Raw genomic sequence first — 23,424 nt, forward strand, 5'->3', positions numbered from 1 at the left:
GTGAGACACGAGGACCTCCTGATCGAAAACCGGAACCTAGACAGCTCCACTCTCGATCGGAGGTCCTCCTCGCGTCCAGAACCTACGACGCGTCCTCACACATCAACCAACGTCCCTGGGCAGTACAGCTAGCGCACCGCTACGGCTATCTCGCCGGTGCCGACGGGCAGCTTGTCGTGGGGCAGCTGCGGCAGAGCCTCGACGGCTTCATCGCCTCGCGTTCGGGCGATGCGGGCCTCCACGAGGACAGCGGCAGCCACAACCACCTCCAGCGCTTGCGGGCGCTCTCCGACGCCGTGGTCGTGGGTGCCTCCACGGTCCTGGTCGAGGACTGCTCGTTGGCGGTCGAGGACGTGGCGGGAACCAGCCCCGTCCGCGTGGTGCTCGACGCCGGCGCGAAGGTCGGTGCCCGGGCGCGTGTCTTCGCGGACGACGGCGTCCCGACCCTGCTGGTCACGGCGCTGGACGCCTCGGTCCCGGAGGGCCTGCCCGCATCGGTGGAGGTCGTCCGGCTTCCGGCGGAGGAATTCGCCCCCCGCCGTGTCCTCGATCTCCTGCAGGCCAGGGGCCTCCGGAAGGTGCTGGTGGAGGGCGGCGGCAAGACCGTCTCCCGCTTCCTCGAGGCCGGCCTGCTCGACAGGCTCTACCTGACGACGGCGCCGGTGCTGATCGGCGACGGCGTGCCGGGCATCCGCTTCAGCGGTTCCGACATGCTGGCGGAGGCTCGGACCGCCCCGGTCCGCCGATTCGTCTTCGGTCAGGACATCTGCACGGAGTTCAATTTCGGCACGTGACGGGTGCGCACAGCGCGAAGGCACCGGCAGCGCACGCAGTGCACTGTCAGGCGGTGTGCGCAGCGCACCGGACGCCGGGAACGAGGGAGCCCCGCATCACTGCCGCCGTCGGCGGCTGCGATGCGGGGCTCGCTGGTCGGTCAGTGCACCCTGATCAGGAGTTCTCGTCGAGCCTCTTGCTCTTCCCCTGGAGCCGGTCGATGTGCTCCGAGGCCTCCGCCTTGTTGATGTCCGCGGGAATCTCCTCGCCGGCCTCGCGGGCGAGGGTATCCAGGTAGCTGCGCTGCGCTGCCGTCATCGGCTCGTCGCCGGTCACCCAATCGGAGGGATCCCGCTCGAATCCGCCCTCGGGCTCGGAGGTCGGGCTTCCCAGTGTGTCTGCCATGTGAGTTCCTCATCGTCGTGATCGGGCTGAGCCATCAGTCTACTTACTGTCACTGACACCCTTGTAGGGTGGGGCCATGATCACCGTCAGCGGGTCCATCAGCACCGTCCTCCCTCCGGAGCAGGCCTTCGCCTTCCTCTCCGAATTCGAGAACACGAGCACCTGGGACCCGGGAACGCCGGTGGTCGAGAAGCGGTCCGACGGTCCGGCGGCGATCGGCCACCGCTACCACGCGGAGGCGGACTTCCGCGGCAAGCGCCAGTCCATCGAGTACCAGATCAGGGAATTGCGGCCGGGCCACATCCAGTTGCGCGGGGAGAACAAGACCGTGATCGCCTTCGACTCCGTGGACGTGGCCCCTTCGACCTCCCTCCCGGGTGGAAGCGATGTGACCTACACGGCCGAGTTCGGCATCAAGGGGTTCCTGAAGCTCGCGCAGCCTTTCATGGGTCCAGCGTTCATGTCGTTGAGGGATCCGGCCCTCAACGGTCTGAAGGCGAAACTCGATTCCCTCGCTGGCCCGCCTGCGCAGAACTAGGCCGTACGGGTGCGTCGCAGGTGCTGTTCCGAGTGCGCCGCGAGAGGCATTCTCCCGCCACCGTAGCGCACGCCGCCGCGGGCCCTGCCGGCCAGCGCGAGCCAGCTGCAGGCGGCCCTCTCCACGAGCCATGCCGGAGCCCACAGCGCCGAGGTGGCGGGGAAGACGGCTGCGCCACCGTGGCGTCGTCGTCCTGTCTCGGCGAGCGTGACGACGACGAGCGCGAGCCCGGCCAGTTGCCGAGCGGTCGGGCGGAGGAGAAGAGCGGCGGGCAGCAGTCCGAGTTCGACGGCGAACCGTCGCGGCTGCGCGAAGCTGTCATAGGCCTGCCGCACGCGCTGCCGCGCGAAGTGCGCAGCGGAGCAGGGTCTGCGCCGGATGAAGAGATCGTCGGCCCGGATCTCGACGCCGCCCGCCGCCCGGACGGTGCGGATGAGTTCGAGGTTCTCGAACAGGGCCTGGGCGCTGTAGCCGCCGCTCGCCAGGAGGGTGCTGCGCCGCACAGCGAGCGTGCCGGGATAGTCGGAGACGAACGCCCTGTTGAGCAGTGTGCGTGCTGTGTCCCACCTGGCATGCCAGGGGAGCGGTGCGAAGTAGTTCTGCGGTCTCACGAGATCGGCCCCATCGAGGAGCTGCAGGAGCCGCGCCAGGTCATTGCGCGTGTACCGGACGTCGTCGTCGGCGATCACGAGGCGCTCGTGGCGTGCCAGGGCCACCCCCGTCATGACCCCCTGGACCTTCCCGTTGCCTCCCCGGCGGATGCGCTGCGGGTCCGGCCTGACGTGGCGGACGTCCTGGGGGAACGCGTGACCGTGAAGTTCGAAGAGAGCGGCGGGGGAGCCGTCCACCACGGTCACGTCCACGCACCGGCTCAGGTCGCTCAGATAGTGCGCGAGTTCCTCGAGCGGTCCGCCGTCCGTCCATCTGAGCGGCAGGATGTAGTCGGCCCGGTGCTCCATGACTGCTGCTGATCCTCCTGTGCAACGACTGCGCGGCGCGGAAACCCGCTTCCCTCCAAGTACTAAGGCTGCTTACGGTTGCTGGGCAAGGAATCCGCGGCCCCGATGAGCGCTGGACACGCCCGGCGATCGCGGACACGCAACCACACCAGGAGGAACAGTGAGCCAGCCAGCACAGCAGCAGGAGCCGCCCGGAACCACGGGTGCAATGGACCCGGCACCCGACCACGGTGAGCAGTCCTACCGCGGATCGGGGCGCCTCGCCGGCAAGAAGGCAGTCATCACCGGTGGCGACAGCGGCATCGGCAGGGCCGTCGCCATCGCCTACGCGAGAGAGGGCGCGGATGTGCTGATCAGCTACCTCGACGAGGACGAGGACGCCCGGGAGACCGCGCGCTGGGTCGAGGAAGCGGGGCGGACGGCTGTCCTGTTCCCCGGGGACCTCGCCGATCCGGCGACGTGCAGGGCCGTGGTCGACAAGGCCGTGGAGGAGTTCGGGCGCGTCGACGTGCTCGTCAGCAACGCAGCGTTCCAGATGACGCACGAGACGATCGAGGAGATTCCGGACGAGGAGTGGGACCGCACCCTGGCGATCAACCTCAGCGCGTTCTTCCACCTTACGAAGGCCGCGCTTCCCCACATGGCACCCGGCTCGTCCATCATCGGGTCGAGCTCCGTCAACTCGGACAACCCGGTGCCCACCCTCATGCCCTACTCGGCCACGAAGGCGGGGATCGCGATCATGACGGCGGCGATGGCGCAGTTGCTCGCCGAGCGGGGCATCCGTGCGAATTCGGTGGCACCCGGCCCCATCTGGACGCCGCTGATTCCGGCCACCCTGCCCGAGGAGCAGGTCGAGAGCTTCGGGCAGCAGGTACCCCTGGGGCGCCCGGGCCAGCCTGCCGAGCTCGCGCCGGTCTACGTGATGCTCGCCTCGGACGAGGCGAGTTACGTCTCCGGAGCACGCATCGCTGTGACGGGCGGGAAACCGATCCTCTGAGCGGCCGGCACACCGGACCCATCCGCGGTGGTGACGGGCACGAATGATCTCCGGCATCCCCTCCACGGGCGCATAACAGTGGTCGTCCGTGGAGGGACTGCCGTACCCGGCCCCGGGTCAGCCCTCGAACATCGGCAGGCTCACGCCCGCCACAGCCGGCTCGACGGCGAACAGGGCACCTGCCGCCGGCTCTGAGCCCGCCGGGATGTTCTCCTGCGTGGTCGTGATGAACAGCGTGCGCAGGTCGGGTCCGCCGAACGCGCAGGCGGTGACGTTGGTGACCGGGAGCCGTACGAGCTCGCTCAGCGTCCCGCCGGCGTCGTACCGGGCAAGCCCTCCACCCCCGTACAGTGCGGTCCAGATTCCCCCGTCGGCATCGATGGCCATGCCGTCGGGCATGCCGAGGGCCGGCTCGACGACGGCGAACGTCCGGCGGTCGGTGAACACACCGGCGTCGACGTCGTACCCCAGGGCATCGATCCGGCCCGTGGGGGTGTCGCTGTAGAACGCGGTGCCGCCGTCGGGCGAGAAGTGCAGGCCGTTGGACACCGTGACCCCGCGCAGGAGCGTGGAGACGGAGTGGTCGTGGTCCAGCGAGTACAGCGCGCCGGCACCGAATCCTCCCTCCCAGCCCATGGACCCGCAGAGGAACCGCCCGGCGGGATCGCAGCCGCCGTCGTTCATTCGCACCGCCGTGTCGCCGAACGCTTCGGGTCCCTGCTCGAGGGTCGAGAAGGATTCGTCGGCGAACACGAAGCCCCGTTCGACGCCGATCACATAGCCACCGGACGTCCGTCCGCGGACCACGCCTGCGAGCCGAGGGTGGACGTCGTGCCGGTCGAAAGAGCCGTCGTCATGCCGCACGAGGACGTCACCCTCTGTCATGTCCACGAGGAGGAGTTCGCCGCGGCGCGGGTCCCAGTAGGGGCCCTCGCCATGGAACGTGCAGACATCTGAGATTTGCTCGGCTTTCACGGTGCCTCCTGGCGGTAGCGGGTGGATCGGGTGCATGGGGCGGACGGGATGGCCGGCGCTGGCCTCAGCCGTCCGACGGGGCGGGGATCGCCTCGTCGAGGCCCACGCAGGCCCTGCCCTGGTCGACGCGCGAGACGGCGTCCCCCAGCTCGACGAGGACAGTGCTGGAGGCCACCTTCTCGGGGTCGAACAGCACCTCGACGGCGGGGTCCCGGCCGTAGGTGGTGGCCGTCCAGGCAGGGTCCCCCTCCTTCAGCACCCAGTCGACGCCGTTCACCGTGACGCAGGGATCGGTGGTGGGGCCCGGCACCGCGACCCCGCACCGCAGGACCACCTGAGAGGGATCCCCCCACGCGGAGGTCGCCTGGCTGTTCGTCTCCCGCTGCCCGTTCTCGGCGACGATCGGCGGAAGGGCGATCATGACGTCCGCGCAGGCGGCGTTCGCGGCGTCGGCGGCGGCGTCGACATCCACGACGGACGCGCAGCCCGACAGACTGGCCAGAGCGGTTGCCGACACTGCCAGGAGCGCCAGGGCACGGGGGAGGGCACGCATGATCCCACCCTAGTAGGTGGGCAGGCCCACCCGGGAGCGTTGCATCGGAGCGGCGGTCGAGTCCGTGAGCCGGCGACACGCCGCAGGTCCCCGCGCGGAGTGCAGGGCCGGCGCGGGGTGGGCGCCAGTAGGATTCGAGAGCCGCAGCCGAGCATTCGCCGCGGATCATCAGACGCTCCCGGCGCCCCTCAGGCGCGCGGGCGCGGGAAGCGAGCCGACGAACCATGACAGCGCAGTACCGCCCGTCCCTCAGGTGCGGGGGAGCCGCCCTCCTCGTCGTCGGGGCACTCCTCGCCCTCCCCGCCCCTGCGCTCGCCCTGGAGGTGGAGCCGATCCGCCCTGCGATCCTGGGCCAGCAGCAGCCTGAGATCATCGAACAGCCGCAGCCTGCCTCGACGTTCAACGAACCCGCTCCTCCGGTCCAGGACCCCACGGCCACCTCCGGGATCGACCCCGAGACGGGCTTCGCGATCAACGCCCGCACGGGCTTCCTGGTACACCCCGGCACGGGGTACCTGATCGAACCCGACACCGGCAACCTCCTGTTCGCGGACACCCTCATCTACACCAACGTCCGCTACGACTTCGCCACCGGAGAGGTGGTGCAGATCGCAGGGGAGGCCCCGGTCCCCACGCCGGGCGATGCGGAGCCGTCACCGTCGTCGTCGTCGTCGATTGCCGCCCCCGAGACCGCTGCGCCCTCGTCCGAGCCCACACCGGTGCTTCCGTCTGCCTCACCGTCGGCCACCGCCACCGCCACCGCCGAGGCGCCCGTCGGCGTGGAACCGGGCGCGACGGCGAGCGCGACCCCGAGTACGAGCCGCTCGGCGACGCCCTCCGCCGCAGCCACGACCGCTCCCGCCGTCGAGGAGGAGCGGACGTCGTCCCTGGTGCCGATCGCGTGGATCGCGGCCGGGCTGCTCGCCGTCGCCGCGGTCGTGGTGGTCCTCGTGGCCCGCCGACGCGGCGGACACCAGGCCTGACGCGGGGCGCTCCCTGACGCGACGGGACTGCCCGGTAAAGTGCAGGACGTGAAGAATCTCCTGGTGACCGGCGGGGCCGGCTTTATAGGGTCCAATTTCGTGCACTTCCTGATGGAGCACACGGACGTCTCCGTCACGGTGCTCGACAAGCTGACGTACGCGGGCAACCGCGCCTCCCTCGAGGGGCTGCCCGCCGACCGCTTCGAGCTGGTGGTGGGGGACATCGCCGACGCCGCCGTGGTCGATCCGCTGACCGCGCGGGCCGACGCCGTGGTGCACTACGCGGCGGAGTCCCACAACGACAACTCCCTGCACGATCCGCGGCCGTTCCTCGACACCAACATCATCGGGACGTACACCCTGCTCGAGGCGGCCCGCCGTCACGGTACGCGCTTCCACCACATCAGCACCGACGAGGTGTACGGCGACCTCGAACTCGACGATCCCGTCCGGTTCACCGAGAGCACGCCCTACAACCCGTCGAGCCCCTACTCCTCCACGAAGGCCGGCTCGGATCTCCTCGTACGCGCCTGGGTGCGCTCCTTCGGCGTCGAGGCGACCATCAGCAACTGCTCCAACAACTACGGTCCGTACCAGCACGTGGAGAAATTCATCCCGCGCCAGATCACCAACGTGATCGACGGCGTCCGGCCCAAGCTCTACGGTGAGGGACTCAACGTCCGCGACTGGATCCACGCCGACGATCACTCCTCGGCGGTGTGGACCATCCTGAACAGGGGTGAGATCGGCCAGACGTATCTGATCGGCGCCGACGGCGAACGGAACAACAAGGACGTCGTGGAGCTCATCCTGACGGAGATGGGCCAGGCTGCCGACGCGTACGACCACGTCGTGGACCGCGCGGGCCATGACCTCCGCTATGCGATCGACTCCACCAGGCTCCGCACGGAGCTCGGCTGGACCCCCGAGTTCTCCCACTTCGAGCAGGGCCTGCGCGACACCATCGCCTGGTACCGCGACAACGAGGCCTGGTGGCGGCCGCAGAAGGCCGTGACCGAGTCCAAGTACACCGACCTGGGGCAGTAGATCATGGCACCAACCTTCTCGAAGCCCCTCACCTCCCGCGAGACGCCCATCCCCGGCGTCGTCCTCTTCGATCTCCCGGTCCACGGCGACAACCGCGGCTGGTTCAAGGAGAACTGGCAGCGCGCCAGGATGACGGCGGCGGGCCTCGACGACTTCGGTCCCGTGCAGAACAACATCTCCTTCAACGAGACCGCCGGCACCACGCGCGGCATCCACGCCGAACCCTGGGACAAGTTCATCTCGGTGGCCACGGGCCGCGTCTTCGGCGCCTGGGTGGATCTGCGCGAGGGGCCCTCGTTCGGTGCGGTGTTCACGGCGGAGCTCGACGCCTCCACTGCCATCTTCATCCCCCGGGGGGTCGGCAACGCCTTCCAGACGCTCGAGGACGGCACGGCCTACACCTATCTCGTCAACGATCACTGGTCCGCCGACGCGCTGGACCAGTACGTGTTCCTCAATCTCGCCGACGAGACCGCCGCGATCGCATGGCCCATTCCGCTGGCCGAGGCGGAGCTGTCCGAGAAGGACCGCACGCACCCGCGGCTCGCCGACGTCACACCGCTCGCGCCGCGCAGGACCCTCGTGGTCGGGGCCGACGGGCAGCTGGGCAGGGCGCTCCGGGAAGCCCTCGCGGATCATGACTCCGTCGAATTCGCCGGACGGGCGGAACTGGACCTCCTGGGCGCGGACCTTGATGACGCGCGGCCCTGGTCCGCGTACGGGACCATCATCAACGCGGCGGCGTACACCGCCGTCGACGCCGCGGAGACCGTCGACGGCCGTGCGGCCGCGTGGGCTGTCAACGTCACCGCGGTCGCTGCCCTCGCCCGGGTGGCCAGCGCGCACCGCCTGACCCTCGTCCACATCTCGAGCGACTACGTCTTCGACGGGTCCGCGGAGGTGCACGGCGAGAACGAACCCTTCACCCCGCTCGGCGTGTACGGGCAGACCAAGGCCGCGGGTGACGCGATCGTGGCCACCGTGCCACGCCACTACATCCTGCGCACCAGCTGGGTCATCGGCGATGGTGCCAACTTCGTGCGGACCATGGCCGGTCTTGCAGGGCGGGGCATCTCGCCGAGCGTCGTCGACGACCAAACCGGGCGCCTCACCTTCACGGAGGATCTCGCGGCTGCCGTCCTCCACCTGCTCGACACCGGTTCCCCCTTCGGTACCTACAACGTGACGAACGACGGCGAACCGCAGAGTTGGGCGCAGATTGCGGGCGAGGTGTACGCCCTTGCCGGGCGGAGCCGCGGGGACGTCACGGGCGTCAGCACCGAGGAGTACTTCGCGGGCAAGGCCGCGGCTCCACGGCCGCTGCGCAGCACGCTGGAGCTCGCGAAGATCACGGCGACGGGCTTCACCCCGCCCGACGCCGCGGACCGGCTCCGCGCCTACGTGCGGGGCCTGTCTTCCTAGGACGTGGGATTCTGAGCGGTCGCACCAGCCCGACCACGTATCATGGACCGCGTTCTGGCTCAACCACCGCACGTCGACTGGGGATCACTGATGGCACTGCACGATATCGACGCGACCGAGACGCGGAGCCGTCAGCGCCACCCGGTGCGCACCACGTTGCTCGTCTTCGGAGCGCTCGTCGTCGTCGCAGCACTGGTCGCCGGTGGGTACATCTTCTCGCTGGCGCAGTCGTTCAACCAGAACTCGCAGACGATCGAAACGGCTTTCCCGGCGGAGGATTCCCGCCCGACCGTGGCGCCCGAAGCCGAAGGCGCCGTGAACATCCTGCTGCTCGGCAGCGACTCCCGGGCCACGCCGGAGGAGCTCGGCGACGTGGACGCCGCGGAACCGTCGGACAGCCGCTCGGACACCATGATGCTCATGCACATCCCGGCGGACCGCCAGGACATCCAGGTGATGTCGATCATGCGTGACACCTGGACGGACATCCCGGGCCACGGCGAGGCGAAGATCAACGCCGCCATGGCTCTCGGGGGAGTGCCCCTCGTGGTCGAGACCGTCGAGGGCCTGTTCGACACGCGCGTCGACCACGTGGCGAGCATCGATTTCGAGGGCTTCAAGGGCCTCACCGAAGCCCTGGGCGGGGTCGAGGTGAACAATCCTGTCGCCTTCCAGTCGCGGGGCAGCCAGGGGGAGAACTTCGACCAGGGACCCATCACCCTGGAGGGCGACTCGGCCCTCAAGTTCGTCCGCGAGCGTTATGCATTCAGTGACGGCGACTACCAGCGGGTGAAGAACCAGCAGCTCTTCGTCAAGGCCGTGATCAGCAAGGTGCTCACCGCCGGAACGCTCACCGATCCGCAAAAGGTCTACCAGGTAGTCAACCAGGTCTCGCCGTACGTCGCCGTCGATTCCACTCTCGACGCCTCATCCGTCGGCTCGCTCGCCCTCTCGCTGCGCAGCGTCCGTGGGAGTGACATGGAGTTCTTCACCCTGCCCAACCTGGGGACAGGGACATCTGCGGACGGCCAGTCGATCGTGGTCAAGGACGACGCCGCCATCGCCCAGGTCGCCGAAGCCCTCCAGAGCGACACATTGGGCGACTACCTGAGCTCGAACGCGGAGACCGGATCGTGAGGCACGAACGGGCTGCGCGGCGACTCCTGGGGTCCGCGCTGCTGGGATCCTCCATCCTCCTCGCGCCTCTCGCCGCGCCGGCGGTGGCGACGGTCGTCCCGCCGCAGCCGGTCGTCACTCCAAGCCCCGGCCCCGGTTCGTCGGCGACCCTGCCGCCGACCGAGCAGGATCCGCCAGAATCGCCACCGGCGCAGCAGCCACCTCCGGCCCCGCCCGCCCCACTTGTCCCGGAGCCTCCCGCACCGGAGCCACCCGCGCCCGCGCCACCAGCTCCGGACCCCACTCCGTCGCCCGAACCCTCGCCGCCGGAGGGGGCCGCGACCGGCGTCGATCCTGTCACCGGCTTCCAGATCGATCCGGCCACGGGCTGGCTCATCCACCCTCCCACCGGTTTCCTCATCGAGCCCGGAACGAACAACCTGGTCGTGGCGGGCTCCCTGGCTTACACCTCGTTCCGGTGGGATCCGGTGACCAACCTGGTGGAGGACATCCAGGACGAGGACGCCGACGAATCGCCAACACCGTCGCCGTCCTCAGCGTCGCCCTCAGCTGCCCCCTCGACGGCGCAGCCGACCCCCGAGAACACGGAGTCCACCCGGTCCGCCCGCCCCGTGGCGACGCCCACTGCAGCCGAAATGGGCGCACCGACAGCGAGCTCGGCCGACCTCGACCAGACCTCCAGCACGTCGCTCGGGACGCATCCGCTGACACGGGTCGTCGTCATCCTCTTCCTGCTGGGACTGGGGGTGCTGTACTACCGGCGCATGCGGTTCAACCGGGCCGCCAGATGACGGGCCCCGCACGGGGTAGGGCTAGGATGAGCGGGACAATCTGGTCTCGATCCGTGTCTGGGGGGTAACTCGCTTGCGTGTCATGCTTCTGACGCATTCCTACACGCCTGAACACAGCCCCCCGCAGCGCCGATGGACCCAACTCGTCCGTACCTTCCGGGCTGCGGGCTGGGAGATCGACGTGATCACGCCCGTGGCGCACGCCCCGCACGGCAGGAGGACGATGTCCCGGCGCCTCGCCGGCAGACCGTTCAGGTCGGATCGCGGACTTTCCGGAGAGAACATCCTGCGGGTGCCCTTCCTCTGGCATCGGACCACGCGGAGCGGCCGGCTCGTCAACCACCTGTTCTCCGCCGCCATGAGCATCCCTGCCGCGGCCCTCGCCCCCCGCCCGGACGTGGTGATCGTGACGGTACCGAGCCTCCCCATCCTTGGCGCCGGCTTCGTCGTCTCGCGCATGCTGCGACGACCGCTCGTCGTCGACATGCGCGATGCCTGGCCGGACATCGCGCGCGACGCCCGGATTGTCCGCGGTAACGCGAAGAGCCTCGCTGAACGAGCGATCATCGCCGTCCAGGACCGAGCGGATCTCGTGGTGACGGTCACCTACGGGTTCGCGCACACGCTCCGCGAACGTGGCCTGAAGAACGTGGCAACCGTGACCAACGGCATCGATATGGCCTCCATCAGGCCCATGAGCCCTCCCGCCGCACGGCAGGACCGGCTCGAGGTGCTCTACCTCGGGAATCACGGCGAGAGCCAGCGGCTCGATGTGCCCATCCGCGCCGCCGCCCTGGTCGGGGCGAAGATGCGGCTGACCCTCGTGGGCCACGGCGTGGAACGAAACGGACTCATGGCCCTGGCCCGCAAGCTCAAGGCGCCCGTCGAATTCCACGCACCGGTCCACGGTCCGCAGATCATGGACTACTACGAACGCGCGGACAGCTGCATTGTCACACTCCGGGACGACTGGAAGTCCTTCGACACCACCATTCCCTCCAAGACCTACGAGGTGCTCTCCGTGGGCCGCCACGTCACGGGCATCGTCAAGGGAGAGGCCCGCAGCATTCTCGAAGAAGCCGAGGCCGGGCATGTCGTACCGGCCGATGCCCGGGCCCTCGCGGACCTGTGGACCACTCTCGCCGAGAACCGCGAGCTGTTGCGGATCGGGGAGAAGGGCAAGATCTGGGTGCAGAACAACGCCGACATCCAGTCGCTGGGACGCACCTACATCGACCTCCTCGCCGAGGTGGCAGGACAACCGCGCCGGTGAGGATGCTCCGCCTGCTCGGCAACCTTCGGCTCGCGGCGTCGACGGCGTCGACACACCTCAGCGACGATCCCGTTCTGCTGGCCATCCAGATCAGTCGCAGACTGCCGTCCGGGCTTGTTCGGCGCCTGGCAGGCATGGTCGAAGCGTTGACCAGGCACCGGGGGAGCCACCTGCCGGTGGCCCGGGCGCTCTCGGCTCATCTGCTCGGGAGGACCGCCACCGTGGCCTCGATCCTCCGGAGTGCACCCGATGCCGGGATCGGCGCAGGCTCCGCGGGCCGGCTGGCTGACGTCGCCCTCGCGGCCGGCATGCTCCACGAGGCCGACGCCCTGCTGGCCCGTGCCGGTTCCAGTACAGCCACGGCCGGGCAGCGTGCTCGCCGGCGCTGGTACGACGGCGATATGACCGGAGCCGTCGGGGTGCTTCGGGAGGCCGGCCGGGATCGACATGCAGAGCGGCTTGCGGGGGAGGTGCGGGTCTATGAGGGCTGGACGCCGTCACTGCCCGATGTTCCGGGCTACGAGCCACTGGAGACGACGGTCCTGCATCTGCTGACCAATTCGCTGCCCCATACGGGGAGCGGCTATGCACAGCGCACGCATTCGCTCCTGAAGGCCCAGTTGGACGCCGGATGGACGGTCCATGCCGCGACCAGGATCGGCTACCCCGTCCAGGTGGGGAAGATCTTCGCCGACGATGTGGACGTGCTGGAGGGTGTCAGCTACCACCGGCTGCTCCCGGTCCCGATGGCGCGTGGATTCGAGCGTCGCCTGCAGCAGCAGGCCGAAGAGCTCCTCGAGCTCGCCCGCGAACTCAGACCAGGCGTCCTCCATGCCACAACACCGTTCGTCAACGGGATCGTGGTCGAGGAAGTGGCGCGTGCGCTGGGTATCCCCTGGGCCTACGAGGCCCGCGGGCAACTCGCGGACACCTGGGCCTCCACGCGTCCGGCATACGTGAAAACGAGCGAACGCTATAGGCTCTTCACTGATCGTGAAGCACAGGTGATGCGCAATGCCAGCCTCGTGGTGACGTTAGGTGAGGCTATGAAGCAGGGAATTGTGCGCAAGGGAGTTCCGGAGGAGAAGATCCTGCTGAGCCTGAACGCTGTGGGCGATGAGTACCTGGAAGAGCCTGTTGCCCCGGGAGACGCACGGCGCGGGCTCGGCCTGCCCGAGGACGGCGTCTTCGTCGGGACGGTCAGCAGCCTCGTCGACTACGAGGGTCTGCCGACGCTCCTCCGAGCCGTCGCACTCCTCGCGCCCACGCATCCGGAACTCCGCTGCCTCATCGTGGGGGACGGCGCCGCGGCCCCCGCCCTGAAGTCACTCACCCTCGAATTGGGTATCGCCTCGCGCGTGACGTTCACCGGTCGGGTGCCACGGCACCAGGCGCGGTCCTATCACCAGGCCCTCGACGTGTTCGTTGTTCCCCGCAGGGACCTGGATGTCACCAGTGCCGTTACTCCGCTCAAGCCCGTGGAGGCGATGGCGTGCTCCCGCCCCGTCGTCGCCAGTGACCTACCGGCGTTGCGCGAGATCGTGCAGGACGGCGTGACGGGGCTTCTCGTCGAGCCGGAGAAACCGACGGATCTTGCCGACGCGATCAGGCGCCTGGTGGATCATGCGTCGGTTCGGACCGAGTACGGTTCGAACGGGCGTGCGCAGGCGCTGGCAACGCGCGTCTGGTCGCGCAATGCGGCAGAGCTCTCCGGGGCCTACCGGCGCGCGGGAGGTACTTCCTGATGGCGCACGGCGCTGAGGACGGGACCACGGAATCAGCGGTTGCCGGTGTGAAGGTCGTACCCGTGTCCACCAGCGGTCTGCTCCGGATCGGTGCGCGGCCGGGGTTCCTCGAGTACCTGACGCAGATCTGGAACCATCGGGCCTTCATCTTCTACGACGCGCGCGCCAGGGTCAGCAGCGGCAACCGGAAGGATCGTCTGGGCAGCGCCTGGATGATTCTCAATCCGATCCTCAACGGCCTCACGTTCTACCTCATCTTCGGTCTGCTCCTCAATACCAGCCGGGGTATCGAGAACTTCATCGGCTACCTGATCATCGGGGTGTTCCTCTTCCAGATCAGCGCGCGAGCCATCACCAATGGGGCCCGCTCGGTGCAGTCGAACAAGGCGGTCATCCAGGCCTTCAACTTCCCGCGTGCAACCCTGCCGATCTCGGTGAACGTCCGTGAGATCCTCGCCTCGGTCCCGGTGCTCATCACGATGCTGGTGCTCATCCTGATCTTCCCGCCGGTGGAGGACATCACCTGGCGTTGGCTCCTGATTCTCCCGGCTCTCTTCCTCCAGGCGGTCTTCAACCTGGGTGTGGGGCTGATCCTGGCGCGGATGATCTCACGCATCAACGACATCACCCATCTCCTGAGTTTCGCGCTCCGCGTGTGGATGTACGCCTCGGCGGTGTTCTTCTCCTACGAGCGCTTCATCGACCACGAGGTGCTCCTGACCATCGTCCAACTCAATCCGCTGTTCAATGTGCTCGACATCGTCCGTGACTGTGTCCTCTATGCCACGCTCCCGTCCTGGGAGTCCTGGGCCATCCTCTCCGCATGGGCCTTCGGTGCCCTGGTTCTGGGCATGGTGTTCTTCTGTAAGGCGGAGGAATCCTATGTCCGCGAGTAGGGAGGACGCCGACGGCGCCGCCGGGGGCATAGGTCCCACGGTCGTCGTCAACAGGGTCAGCATGCGGTATCACGTTCCCTCGACGGAGGCGCACCAGGGGTTGCCCCGCGCCGGAGCAGGCGGGTTGGCCCGCAGGCTGCTCGGCCGGCCCCCGCTCGTCCCCGTCGACGCCCTGAACACTCTGTCCCTCGTGGCGGAACACGGCGAGTCGATCGGCATCGTCGGGCGCAACGGCTCGGGGAAGAGCACGCTCATGCGGCTCATCAGCGGGCAGAGCAACCCGACGCGGGGAGCCGTCTACGCCTCGAGTGTCCCCGTGATGCTCGGCGTCAACGCCGCCCTGGTGCCCGAGCTGTCGGGTGACCACAACGTCATCCTGGGCTGCCTCGCCATGGGGATGGCGAGGGCGGAGATCGACGACAAGTTCGCGTCCATCGTCGAACTGTCGGGGCTGGGTAAAGCCATCCACCTGCCCATGCGGTCATACTCCTCCGGTATGTCGTCCCGCCTGCGTTTCGCGATCGCCGCCAGCGTGGACCCGGAGATCCTCCTCATCGACGAGGCGCTCAACACGGGAGACGCCCAGTTCCGGGAGCGGAGCATGGAGCGGATGAACGAGCTGCGTGCAAAAGCGGGGTCGGTCTTCCTGGTCAGCCACAGCCTGGGGACGATCAAGGAGATGTGTACCCGGACGCTCTGGCTGGACGAGGGCGACCTCCTGATGGATGGAGACCCGGCCACGGTCACCAAGGCATACCTCGACTACACGCGGCACCTCACCAAGGGCAACGTCGACAGCGCTGCCACCATCCGGGATGAGGCAGTCAGCACGCTGGTCGTCACCGAGGTGGAACACCAGGGGCCGGGGCGCAGAAAACTATGAGCGGCCGCGCGGCAGCCTCCCTGACCCGGCTTCGACGCGGAGTCTGGCATCTGCGTCGGGGAGGGATGAAGCAACTGCGGGCGTGGAGCCTCAGGGAGCGGTCCGAGCGGCACCAGACCGGTCCAGGCGGGCTTCGAGGAGCCGAGGGAGCGTGGAGCGGTCGCGGACCGCGCCGGCACCTCTCGTTCGCCGCGGGGGCCTCCCTCGGGAGGCCCCCGCGTCGGGCGGAGCTCCGCGTGGGAGTCATCCTCGACGAGTTCTCGCTCGCCGCCTTCGACTACGAGTGGACCACCGTCCTCCTCGATCCTCGCCGCTGGCGGGAGCAGTGCGAGACCGAGCAGCTCGATTTCGTCTTCATCGAGTCCGCGTGGTCAGGGAACAGCCGTCTGTGGCGCGGCAAGATCGGCGGGCCCGCCGGCCCGTCCAGCGAGTTCAGGCACCTCATGGCCTGGTGCAGGGAGCAGGGCCTCCCTACGGCCTTCTGGAACAAGGAGGACCCGCCCCATTACGCGGACTTCCTGCAGGCAGCCACGCTCGCCGACTGGGTCTTCACCTCCGACGAGGGGCGCATCGGGTCCTACTGCAGAGATCTGGGCCACGAGCGCGTCGCGGTGCTGCCCTTCGCCGCTCAACCAGCCATCCACAACCCTGTGCGCCCCCTGCACGGGCGGCACTCGCGGGACATCGCGTTCGCCGGCATGTATTTCGCCCACAAGTACCCCGAGCGGCGGGAGCAGCTGCAGATGCTCCTGGGCGGCGCGATGGACGCGTCCCCGACCATGGAGCACGGGCTCGAGATCTTCTCGCGCCTGCTCGATGGCGGGGCGGAGTACCAGTTTCCCGCACCACTCGACAGCCGCGTGGTGGGCAGCCTCCGCTATGACCAGATGCTGACGGCGTACAAGGCGTACAAGGTGTTCCTCAACGTGAACTCCGTGGTCGATTCCCCGAGCATGTGCGCGCGGCGGATCTTCGAAATCTCGGCGTCCGGCACGCCGGTGGTTTCGGCGCCCAGTGCGGCCATCCCTGAATTCTTCCAGGCGGACGAAGTCCCTGTCGCTTCGACGCGTGCTGAGGCACGTCAGCTGGTCCGTGCCCTCGTCCGCAACTCCGAGCTGAACGACCGCACCGCTCACCTGGCGCAGCGGCGTATCTGGGCCGGCCACACCTACGCCCATCGTGCAGAACGCGTCGTCGCTGCAGTGGTCCCACACCGGAGCGAGCCCGTTCGTCGCCCCTCCGTCTCGGCCCTGGTGCCCACGATCCGTCGGGGACAGCTCGAACAGCTGTGCCGCACGATCGGGGGCCAGGTGGGTGTCCAGACCCAGCTGGTACTCCTCGCCCACGGCATCCCGCTGTCTGAGCAGGAGGTCCGGGCCGTGGGTCGGGCCCACGGGATCGACGACGTCGTCTTCCTCACCGAACCGTCCGCTACGACCCTCGGCGCGTGTCTCAACCGCTGCGCGGACGCTGCGGACGGCGAGGTGCTCGCAAAGATGGACGACGACGACCACTACGGCCCGCAGTACCTCAGCGACCAGTTGTTCGCGCTCGACTACTCGGGCGCCGACCTCGTCGGCAAACAGGCCCACTACATGCACCTCACGACGTCCGACGCCGTGATCCTGCGCTCGGGGGAGCGGGAGCACCGATTCACCGACTTCGTCATGGGCCCCACCATCGTTGCGCGTGCAGAACTCATGGCGAGCAACCCCTTTCCCGACCTCCGCCGCGGTGAGGACACAGCATTCCTGAGGACCGTGGCGGCGAGCGGTGGGAGTGTCTACTCGTCCGACCGGTTCAACTACGTCCAGGTGCGCAGTGCAACCGGGCACACCTGGCAGATCGGCGATGCCGAGCTCCTTGCAGCAGGCGATCTCAAATTCTACGGAAGGCCATATGAGCACGTTGATATCTGAGCGGACATCCGACACAGCGGGTCGAGCCGACGTCGTCGTCGTCGGCCTCGGTTACATCGGTCTGCCGACCGCTGCGATCCTCGCCACCACGGGCATGTCGGTGATCGGCGTGGACGTCAACCAGGACACCGTCGACGCCGTCAACAACGGGCTCGTTCCTTTCGTGGAGCCCGACCTCGGCATCCATGTGGCGGGCGCCGTGAGCCAGGGCGCTCTCCGAGCCGCCACGAAGACACCCCGGGCTGGGGCCTACATCGTCGCCGTCCCGACGCCGTTCAAGGCCGACAAGAGCGCGGACCTGTCCTACGTTCGTGCTGCGGCGGAGGGGATAGCTCCCCAGCTCGAGGGCGGGGAACTGATCATTCTCGAATCCACGTCGCCACCCGGGACCACACAGCGTCTCGGCGACTACCTCCTGGAGCTGCGCCCCGATCTGAGCCTGGACGGCGCGGATGGCAGGCCTGTGGTCCACCTGGCGCACTGTCCGGAGCGCGTGCTGCCCGGTCGGATCATGATCGAGATCGTCACCAATGATCGGGTGGTGGGCGGCCTGACCCCGCGCGCGTCCGAGGCCGCCCGACACCTCTACCAGACTTTCTGCCAGGGTGAGATCCACATCACGGACGCGGCGACAGCCGAGATGAGCAAGCTGGTGGAGAACGCCTACCGGGACGTGAACATCGCCTTCGCCAATGAGCTGAGCGTCATCAGCGACACCCTGAGCATCGACGTCTGGGAACTCATCCGGCTCGCGAACCACCATCCACGCGTGAACATCCTCAGTCCGGGTCCGGGCGTGGGCGGCCACTGCATCGCCGTCGACCCGTGGTTCATCGTCGCGGCCGATCCGGAACATGCCACCCTCATCAGGACGGCCCGTGAGGTGAACGACAGCAAGCCAGGGCACGTGGTGGACAAGATCCTCGCTGCGATCGAGGGTATCGACGCTCCGGTCATTGCCTGTCTGGGCTTGGCCTTCAAGGCCAACATCGACGATATCCGGGAGTCGCCTGCAGTGGAGATCGTGCAGCGCCTGGCCGCGGCCGCACCCCATGCGCAACTCCTGGTGGCTACTCCGCTGCGGGACCGACGGAACCTTCCGTCGGTCGTTGCGGGTATCGCCAATGTGGAGTGGCGGGAGATGCAGGACGCCGTGGACGCATCGGACGTCGTGGCCCTGCTGGTCGACCACGATCGGTTCCGTGAGATTCCACAGGAGAGCCTTGCTGGAAAAGCCGTCGTCGACACACGAGGATTTTGGGGGAAGAAGCATGTTTGATGCAATCAACGAGGAACAGGACACCACTCGATTGCCAGAGGGACGGCATTTCGCAGTCACCTGGAGCCTGCCGACTGAATTCGCGGGCCGGACCAACGCGATGCTGCACAGGTCCCGTGCCTTCGCCGAGTACGGCGGGCGTCCCGTCGACATCCTTACATTCGACGACTTCCGTGACTATGCGGAAATCAGGACCCAGTTGTGCAGTGACGGCTTCCTCACGGAGGGCACCACAGTATTGAACCTGTGGGAGGATCTGCCGGTACTGGCCAAGGGTCTTGACCGCCCTGAGGAGAACCAGCTTTTCGATGGTTTCGCACCACTCGCATCATGGTCTGGGCCCGTCGCGGACCTGGACGGTCCCCATTCTCGCCGAGCACGGTACGCGATAGACGGAACACTGCTGCAGGTCGATCACTTCCGGACGGACGGGTCGCTGCTTCTCTCGGATCGACACGATGCCCGTCAGCATGGAGTCCACGGCGGACGGTCACTCGTTCTGTGCGACGACGACGGTCGGCCACTGCGGCAGTACGGCTCGTCCTGGGGGCTGTACCGCGAGTGGCTGGATTTTCTCGTCGGTGATTCGCCCGCTTGGTTCGTGGTCGACAACAAGAACACAGCGCGGTTCATGTCCACGTTCAAGCGTGATCACGCCGTCGTGCTTTATGTCGTGCACGAATCCCACCTGGTGTCGCATTCGGATGGTTTCGCATCGGAGCTGACACCGTCTGCCCGCGAAGTGTTTCCACACCTCGATCGTTTCGACGGCGCCGTGTTCCTGACCGAACATCAGGCCGCCGATGTGCACCGGCGCTATGCGGACGTGGGCAATTCATTCGTCATCGGAAACAGCCGTACCGTTGACACGAATATCGATCCCGGTAGTCCAAGGACGAGGGGCCGCGGAATCCAAGCTGCCACGCTGAGCCACCGCAAGCGGGTGGACCACTCAATTCGGGCGATTGAGCAGGTGCGCTCGTCGTCGGATCTTCCGGTGCAACTCGACGCCTTCGGGGAAGGCTCGCAGCGGGAGTCCCTAGAAGCACTCATTAGCGAGTTGGGTGTCGGTGACATCGTGCGACTGCGCGGACACAGCAAGGAGCTTCGCTCTGAATTCAGGGACGCGTCCTTTTCGCTTCTGACGAGCACATCCGAAGCCATGGCATTAGTACTTGTCGAGTCCATGGCGGCGGGGTGCATCCCGATCACGTATGACATCCCCTATGGTCCGGCGGCGGTCATCGACTCCGGCGTCAACGGTTTCATTGTCGAGCAGGGAGACATCTCACAGCTGGCGAAGTGCATCAGGCACTTCCTCGCACTTCCCGACGACGAGCAGCTAGCCCTCCGCATCGCCGCGACCAAGCGTGCGGCGGATTTCTCGGACGCCTCCATCGTTTCGAAGTGGGCGGAGGTGATGCAGGAAGTCCGGCAACGCAAGGATCGCGCGCGCCCGGCCTTCGATCTAGCAGTCACCTCGTCGGACTACTGTGTTCGCTCGGGAGGGCGTCTGCGGATTGAAGTGGTCGCGAAGGTGTCCTTCCCCGAGGGTCCGCTCCCGGCGAGCCCCACCTTTTTCTGCACGATGCGGGCGCGCCAACAGGAGGACTTTTTCCGGGTCGTTGCGAACGAGGTGGTGGCAACCGAAGGAGATCACTATCGACTTCATTTCGACTTCGACCCCGCAGCGACAGGATCGCTTCGCCCCAGCACAGTCGACTTCTGGCTAGAAGCCCGGTGCGCCGATACGCGCGTCACCACGAGGATGCCGCTGCAAGGGGATGCCGTGTCACTTCAGGTCTACCCCACGCGGCACGGCAGCATGAGCATGGTTCTGCGCTAGACGCCGAGCTGGACGTTCTTGAGAACCTACGACGAAATGGATCCGAACATCATGCTGCACGCCGGCACGGTCACCCATCAGCACGTCCTCCCCGAGGGCTATCACTGCGCGGTCACCTGGGGAATTCCGTTCGATTACGGCGGGATGACCAGTGCGATGCTCCGCCGGTCCAGAGCATTCGTCACCGAGGGCGGGCAGCACGTCGATGTGCTCACCTTTGATTTCCAGCCCGACTACCCTGACATCGCCTGTGAGCTGGAGGTGAACGGCGAATTGATTGCCGGCATGGAACTCCGCAATCTGTGGGACGAACTCCGTGACCTGCCAGACTCCGATCTGCGGAGGGCTTCGTCCGCTTCCCGCGTGAAGGGCGAGTTTCACCCGATTGATCCCGGTGCAGGCGAAACGGAAGTTTTCGCGGGGGAGAGGCGCCGCCGACTGCGGTACGAGACGACAGGCGCTGCTGTCCTCCAAATCGACTATCTGCGCGCGGATGGCTCAATTTTCGTATCTGACCGCCGGGATGTAACGGAGCGCGGAACAGAGGGAGGTCGTCTCGTCACGCTGTGCGACAGCGAGGGAACACCGTTAGCCTCCTGGAACCAGATGTGGCCCCTGTATCTCTTTTGGCTTGATGTAGTCGTCTCTGGTCGGGAAACCTTCATGATCGTAGACAGCAAATCGACAGCCAATTTCATCACCCGGTACCGCAGACCCAACGTCATCACGATGCACCTCGTGCACAACTCGCACATGGCCGCCGGGGAGCAACCTCCTCATGGGGAGCTGAGCCGCGTTCGCCGATACACGTTCGAGCGCCTATCCTCCTTCGACGCGGTGATATTCCTCACCGCCGCGCAGAAGAGGGACGTCGACGAGGTTCACAGCTCCGGTGCCCCGACCAGCGTCGTCCCGAACAGTACCGAACTGGTCGCATTCGATCCTGGACAGGAGCGGGACCCGGCGGTCGGCGTCATGCTTGCCAGCCTGAACGGACGGAAGCGCGTTCAGCACGCGATTAAGGCACTCGGTGCGGCTAGGGATTTGGGAGCCGATTGCAGTCTGACCGTCTTTGGCGACGGGCCTGACCGAAAGAAACTCGCGCAACTCGTCGAGGAATTGGTGTTGACTACATCAGTTCACTTGCCGGGATTCAGCGAGACTGCCCGGAAAAACCTGTGGTCGGCGTCGTTCACGCTGCTGACGAGCACCACGGAGGGTCTGCCACTGGTTTTGCTGGAGGCAATGAGTGGTGGCTGCCTGCCCATTGCCTATGACATTCCATACGGACCAGCGGACCTCATCGAGGACGGCGTGAACGGATTCCTGGTGCGGCAGGGTGACATCGCCGGCGTTGCTCAGAGTATCGTCAAGATCGCATCCTCATCCGCGGAGGAATTGGGTGTTATGCGCGAGGCGGCGCGTCGTACCGCTGAACGATTTTCGGATTCGGCGGTCACTGCCCGCTGGGGGCAAGAGATGCATCGTGCAGTGGACCGTAAGCTCGAGGCGGCCGTGGATCCCTCCTGAGCTGGCAATGCTCCGCGGAGGACGTCATGACGTCCTCCGCGGAGCGGCCCGGGCACCCGGTAGAACCCCTTCGGCCGCGAGTTGGGTTCACCCTCCTCTCGACCGAGCCGAGCTGTACTAGGGCAGCCCGACGTCCACCCGGATCATGTTGTGGTCCGAGGGGATGACGCCCACGAAGTTTCCGTAGGTATCGACATTCACGACCGTCTCCCATTCAGCGACCCTCATCTTCGAGGTGAAGATGTAGTCAAGGTACGTGCCGTTGCCGTAGTCGTTCCGCGCGTTGGCGAGACGCTTGAATGCATTGAAGCTGTCGTAGAAGGTTCCGATCCTTGACTCCGCAGTAGCGCCGGAGCCCGGTTGGTCCGTGGCATAGGTGTTACCGAGAGGGTCCACATAGCCGGCTGCTGTGAGCACGTCGTAGGGCACGTTGGCCGGTTCCGTCCACTTGTGCGAGTTGAGATCGCCCAGGATGAGAACGGGAAGGTTCTCCGGATTTCTCAGCTTGATCTCGGCCAGAACGCTCTTGGTCTGCTGGTCACGAAGTGTCTGGTATTCGGCACCACCTCCCGGCTGCAGGTGGGCGTTGGCGACAAAGAACTTCTTGCCGGTTGATTTCTGCAGGAAGGACCCCCAGGCAACGTAGCGGCCGTTGTCCTCGCCTGACAGCGACGGAAGCGCTAGCGAGCCTTCGTTGATTAGGTCGACTGTGTTGGTGTTGAAGAGCAGCTTGGTGCCCTGTGAGGCTCCTTGGTATTGGTAGACGCAATTTGTCGGAGTCGCGTGGTTCACGCAGTTGTTCCGCTTCGTGTTCGTCAGTTTGTAGGGTGCGCCGCCGGCGACCAGCCGCTCAGCAAGGTCCTCGAACTGGGAGATCCCGCCCGGACGAGGGTCGTCCTTGAGCCAGCCCTGTGAGGCTTCCTGTACTCCGAGGACATCGGGGAGTTGATTCTTGATGCTCGAAACCACAGCGCTTCGCCGATCCGCCCAGGGAAGCTCGTTCGGATCGCCTGCGAAGCAGTTTGCGCACTTCACGTTGTAGCTGGCCACGCGCAGCGGATCCGTGACGGGGGCCAGCGCGGCTTTTTCGGTGGTTTTGGCGGTGATGGCGGTGGAGTAGGGGCTGAGGCTGGCGGTTCCGTCGGCGGTGATGGCGGAGACACGGAAGTAGTAGGTGGTGTTGGGGGTGAGTCCACGGATGTCAGCGGCGGTGGTGGTGTAGCGGTTGTAGGTGGCGCCGGACATGTCGGGCTTCGTGGAGAACTGGACGCGGTAGCGCGGTGCGTTGTTCCAGGCGTTCCAGGCCAGTTTGATACCGAACTCGCTCTGCTCGGTGAATTTTAGGCCGGTCGGTGCGGGCGTCGATGTGGGGGCGGCGGCGGTGGTTTTGGCGGTGATGGCGGTGGAGTAGGGGCTGAGGCTGGCGGTTCCGTCGGCGGTGATGGCGGAGACCCGGAAGTAGTAGGTGG

General features: G+C 66.9%; 21 protein-coding genes. 16 read left to right on the forward strand and 5 right to left on the reverse strand.

What is annotated here, in order from left to right; translation table 11 throughout:
* Positions 1-794: RibD family protein (locus tag FJV46_RS14670; RefSeq protein ID WP_140995584.1), on the forward strand; the 794-nt coding region annotated here is incomplete at its 5' end.
* 154 nt (positions 795-948) lie between these two features.
* Here FJV46_RS14670 and FJV46_RS14675 read toward each other — a convergent pair.
* Positions 949-1,179 carry a DUF3072 domain-containing protein gene (locus tag FJV46_RS14675; protein ID WP_087025517.1) on the reverse strand — a complete coding sequence of 77 codons (231 nt, stop codon included), beginning with the start codon at positions 1,177-1,179 and terminating at the stop codon, positions 949-951.
* A gap of 76 nt (positions 1,180-1,255) precedes the next feature.
* Here FJV46_RS14675 and FJV46_RS14680 point away from each other — a divergent pair, with 76 nt between their 5' ends.
* Entirely contained in the window at positions 1,256-1,717 is a 462-nt protein-coding gene (locus FJV46_RS14680) for an SRPBCC family protein (protein ID WP_087025515.1), read from the forward strand.
* Here the strand turns inward: FJV46_RS14680 and FJV46_RS14685 are convergent.
* Positions 1,714-2,676 (reverse strand): glycosyltransferase family 2 protein, encoded by a 963-nt coding sequence (locus FJV46_RS14685; RefSeq protein WP_087025512.1) that lies wholly within the window; start codon positions 2,674-2,676, stop codon positions 1,714-1,716. The genes FJV46_RS14680 and FJV46_RS14685 overlap by 4 nt on opposite strands.
* 160 nt (positions 2,677-2,836) lie before the next feature.
* Here FJV46_RS14685 and FJV46_RS14690 point away from each other — a divergent pair, with 160 nt between their 5' ends.
* Positions 2,837-3,676, forward strand: a complete 840-nt coding sequence (locus tag FJV46_RS14690; RefSeq protein ID WP_179195181.1) for an SDR family oxidoreductase — start codon at positions 2,837-2,839, stop codon at positions 3,674-3,676.
* A 117-nt stretch (positions 3,677-3,793) separates the two neighbouring features.
* On the opposite strand, the gene FJV46_RS14695 is transcribed toward FJV46_RS14690, so the two are convergent.
* The gene (locus FJV46_RS14695; protein ID WP_087025507.1) at positions 3,794-4,651 is read right to left on the reverse strand and encodes an SMP-30/gluconolactonase/LRE family protein; all 858 of its coding nucleotides are present in this window, start codon (positions 4,649-4,651) and stop codon (positions 3,794-3,796) included.
* 64 nt (positions 4,652-4,715) lie between these two features.
* Positions 4,716-5,204 (reverse strand): DUF3515 family protein, encoded by a 489-nt coding sequence (locus FJV46_RS14700; RefSeq protein ID WP_087025504.1) that lies wholly within the window; start codon positions 5,202-5,204, stop codon positions 4,716-4,718.
* Between the two features lie 224 nt (positions 5,205-5,428).
* On the opposite strand from FJV46_RS14700, the gene FJV46_RS14705 reads away from it, so the two are divergent.
* The 13 genes from FJV46_RS14705 (at position 5,429) to FJV46_RS14765 (ending at position 21,955) form a co-directional block, all read left to right on the forward strand.
* A complete protein-coding gene (locus FJV46_RS14705; RefSeq protein ID WP_087025501.1) occupies positions 5,429-6,187 on the forward strand; it encodes a hypothetical protein in 759 nt (252 codons plus the stop codon).
* Positions 6,188-6,235: 48 nt separating this feature from the next.
* Positions 6,236-7,234 carry a dTDP-glucose 4,6-dehydratase gene (rfbB, locus tag FJV46_RS14710; RefSeq protein ID WP_087025498.1) on the forward strand — a complete coding sequence of 333 codons (999 nt, stop codon included), beginning with the start codon at positions 6,236-6,238 and terminating at the stop codon, positions 7,232-7,234.
* 3 nt (positions 7,235-7,237) lie between these two features.
* Positions 7,238-8,656 carry a sugar nucleotide-binding protein gene (locus FJV46_RS14715; protein WP_087025495.1) on the forward strand — a complete coding sequence of 473 codons (1,419 nt, stop codon included), beginning with the start codon at positions 7,238-7,240 and terminating at the stop codon, positions 8,654-8,656.
* A gap of 90 nt (positions 8,657-8,746) precedes the next feature.
* Positions 8,747-9,793 (forward strand): LCP family protein, encoded by a 1,047-nt coding sequence (locus FJV46_RS14720; RefSeq protein WP_087025492.1) that lies wholly within the window; start codon positions 8,747-8,749, stop codon positions 9,791-9,793.
* Complete coding sequence (locus FJV46_RS15335) at positions 9,790-10,584, forward strand: hypothetical protein (RefSeq protein WP_087025489.1); 795 nt, start codon at positions 9,790-9,792, stop codon at positions 10,582-10,584. The genes FJV46_RS14720 and FJV46_RS15335 overlap by 4 nt, the downstream gene beginning before the upstream one ends.
* 82 nt (positions 10,585-10,666) lie before the next feature.
* Positions 10,667-11,857: a glycosyltransferase family 4 protein gene (locus FJV46_RS14730; protein WP_087025486.1), complete on the forward strand. Its 1,191-nt coding sequence runs from the start codon at positions 10,667-10,669 to the stop codon at positions 11,855-11,857.
* A gap of 2 nt (positions 11,858-11,859) precedes the next feature.
* The gene (locus FJV46_RS14735; protein ID WP_087025482.1) at positions 11,860-13,602 is read left to right on the forward strand and encodes a glycosyltransferase family 4 protein; all 1,743 of its coding nucleotides are present in this window, start codon (positions 11,860-11,862) and stop codon (positions 13,600-13,602) included.
* Positions 13,602-14,498 (forward strand): ABC transporter permease, encoded by an 897-nt coding sequence (locus tag FJV46_RS14740; protein ID WP_087025480.1) that lies wholly within the window; start codon positions 13,602-13,604, stop codon positions 14,496-14,498. The genes FJV46_RS14735 and FJV46_RS14740 overlap by 1 nt, the downstream gene beginning before the upstream one ends.
* On the forward strand, positions 14,485-15,381 hold the full coding sequence (locus FJV46_RS14745) for an ABC transporter ATP-binding protein (protein WP_170212748.1): 897 nt from the start codon (positions 14,485-14,487) through the stop codon (positions 15,379-15,381). Before FJV46_RS14740 ends, FJV46_RS14745 begins: the two co-directional genes overlap by 14 nt.
* A 236-nt stretch (positions 15,382-15,617) precedes the next feature.
* Complete coding sequence (locus FJV46_RS14750) at positions 15,618-17,300, forward strand: glycosyltransferase family protein (RefSeq protein ID WP_306298268.1); 1,683 nt, start codon at positions 15,618-15,620, stop codon at positions 17,298-17,300.
* Positions 17,281-18,579 carry a UDP-N-acetyl-D-mannosamine dehydrogenase gene (gene wecC, locus FJV46_RS14755; RefSeq protein ID WP_087025475.1) on the forward strand — a complete coding sequence of 433 codons (1,299 nt, stop codon included), beginning with the start codon at positions 17,281-17,283 and terminating at the stop codon, positions 18,577-18,579. Before FJV46_RS14750 ends, wecC begins: the two co-directional genes overlap by 20 nt.
* On the forward strand, positions 18,572-20,425 hold the full coding sequence (locus tag FJV46_RS14760; protein WP_087025472.1) for a glycosyltransferase: 1,854 nt from the start codon (positions 18,572-18,574) through the stop codon (positions 20,423-20,425). Before wecC ends, FJV46_RS14760 begins: the two co-directional genes overlap by 8 nt.
* Before the next feature lie 36 nt (positions 20,426-20,461).
* Positions 20,462-21,955: a glycosyltransferase gene (locus FJV46_RS14765; protein ID WP_087025469.1), complete on the forward strand. Its 1,494-nt coding sequence runs from the start codon at positions 20,462-20,464 to the stop codon at positions 21,953-21,955.
* A gap of 117 nt (positions 21,956-22,072) precedes the next feature.
* On the opposite strand, the gene FJV46_RS14770 is transcribed toward FJV46_RS14765, so the two are convergent.
* Positions 22,073-23,424, reverse strand: a 1,352-nt coding sequence (locus FJV46_RS14770) for an endonuclease/exonuclease/phosphatase family protein (protein WP_193557397.1), incomplete at its 5' end; no start/stop codon positions are given.

Source organism: Arthrobacter agilis (assembly GCF_006494655.1).
Lineage (GTDB): Bacteria > Actinomycetota > Actinomycetes > Actinomycetales > Micrococcaceae > Arthrobacter_D > Arthrobacter_D agilis.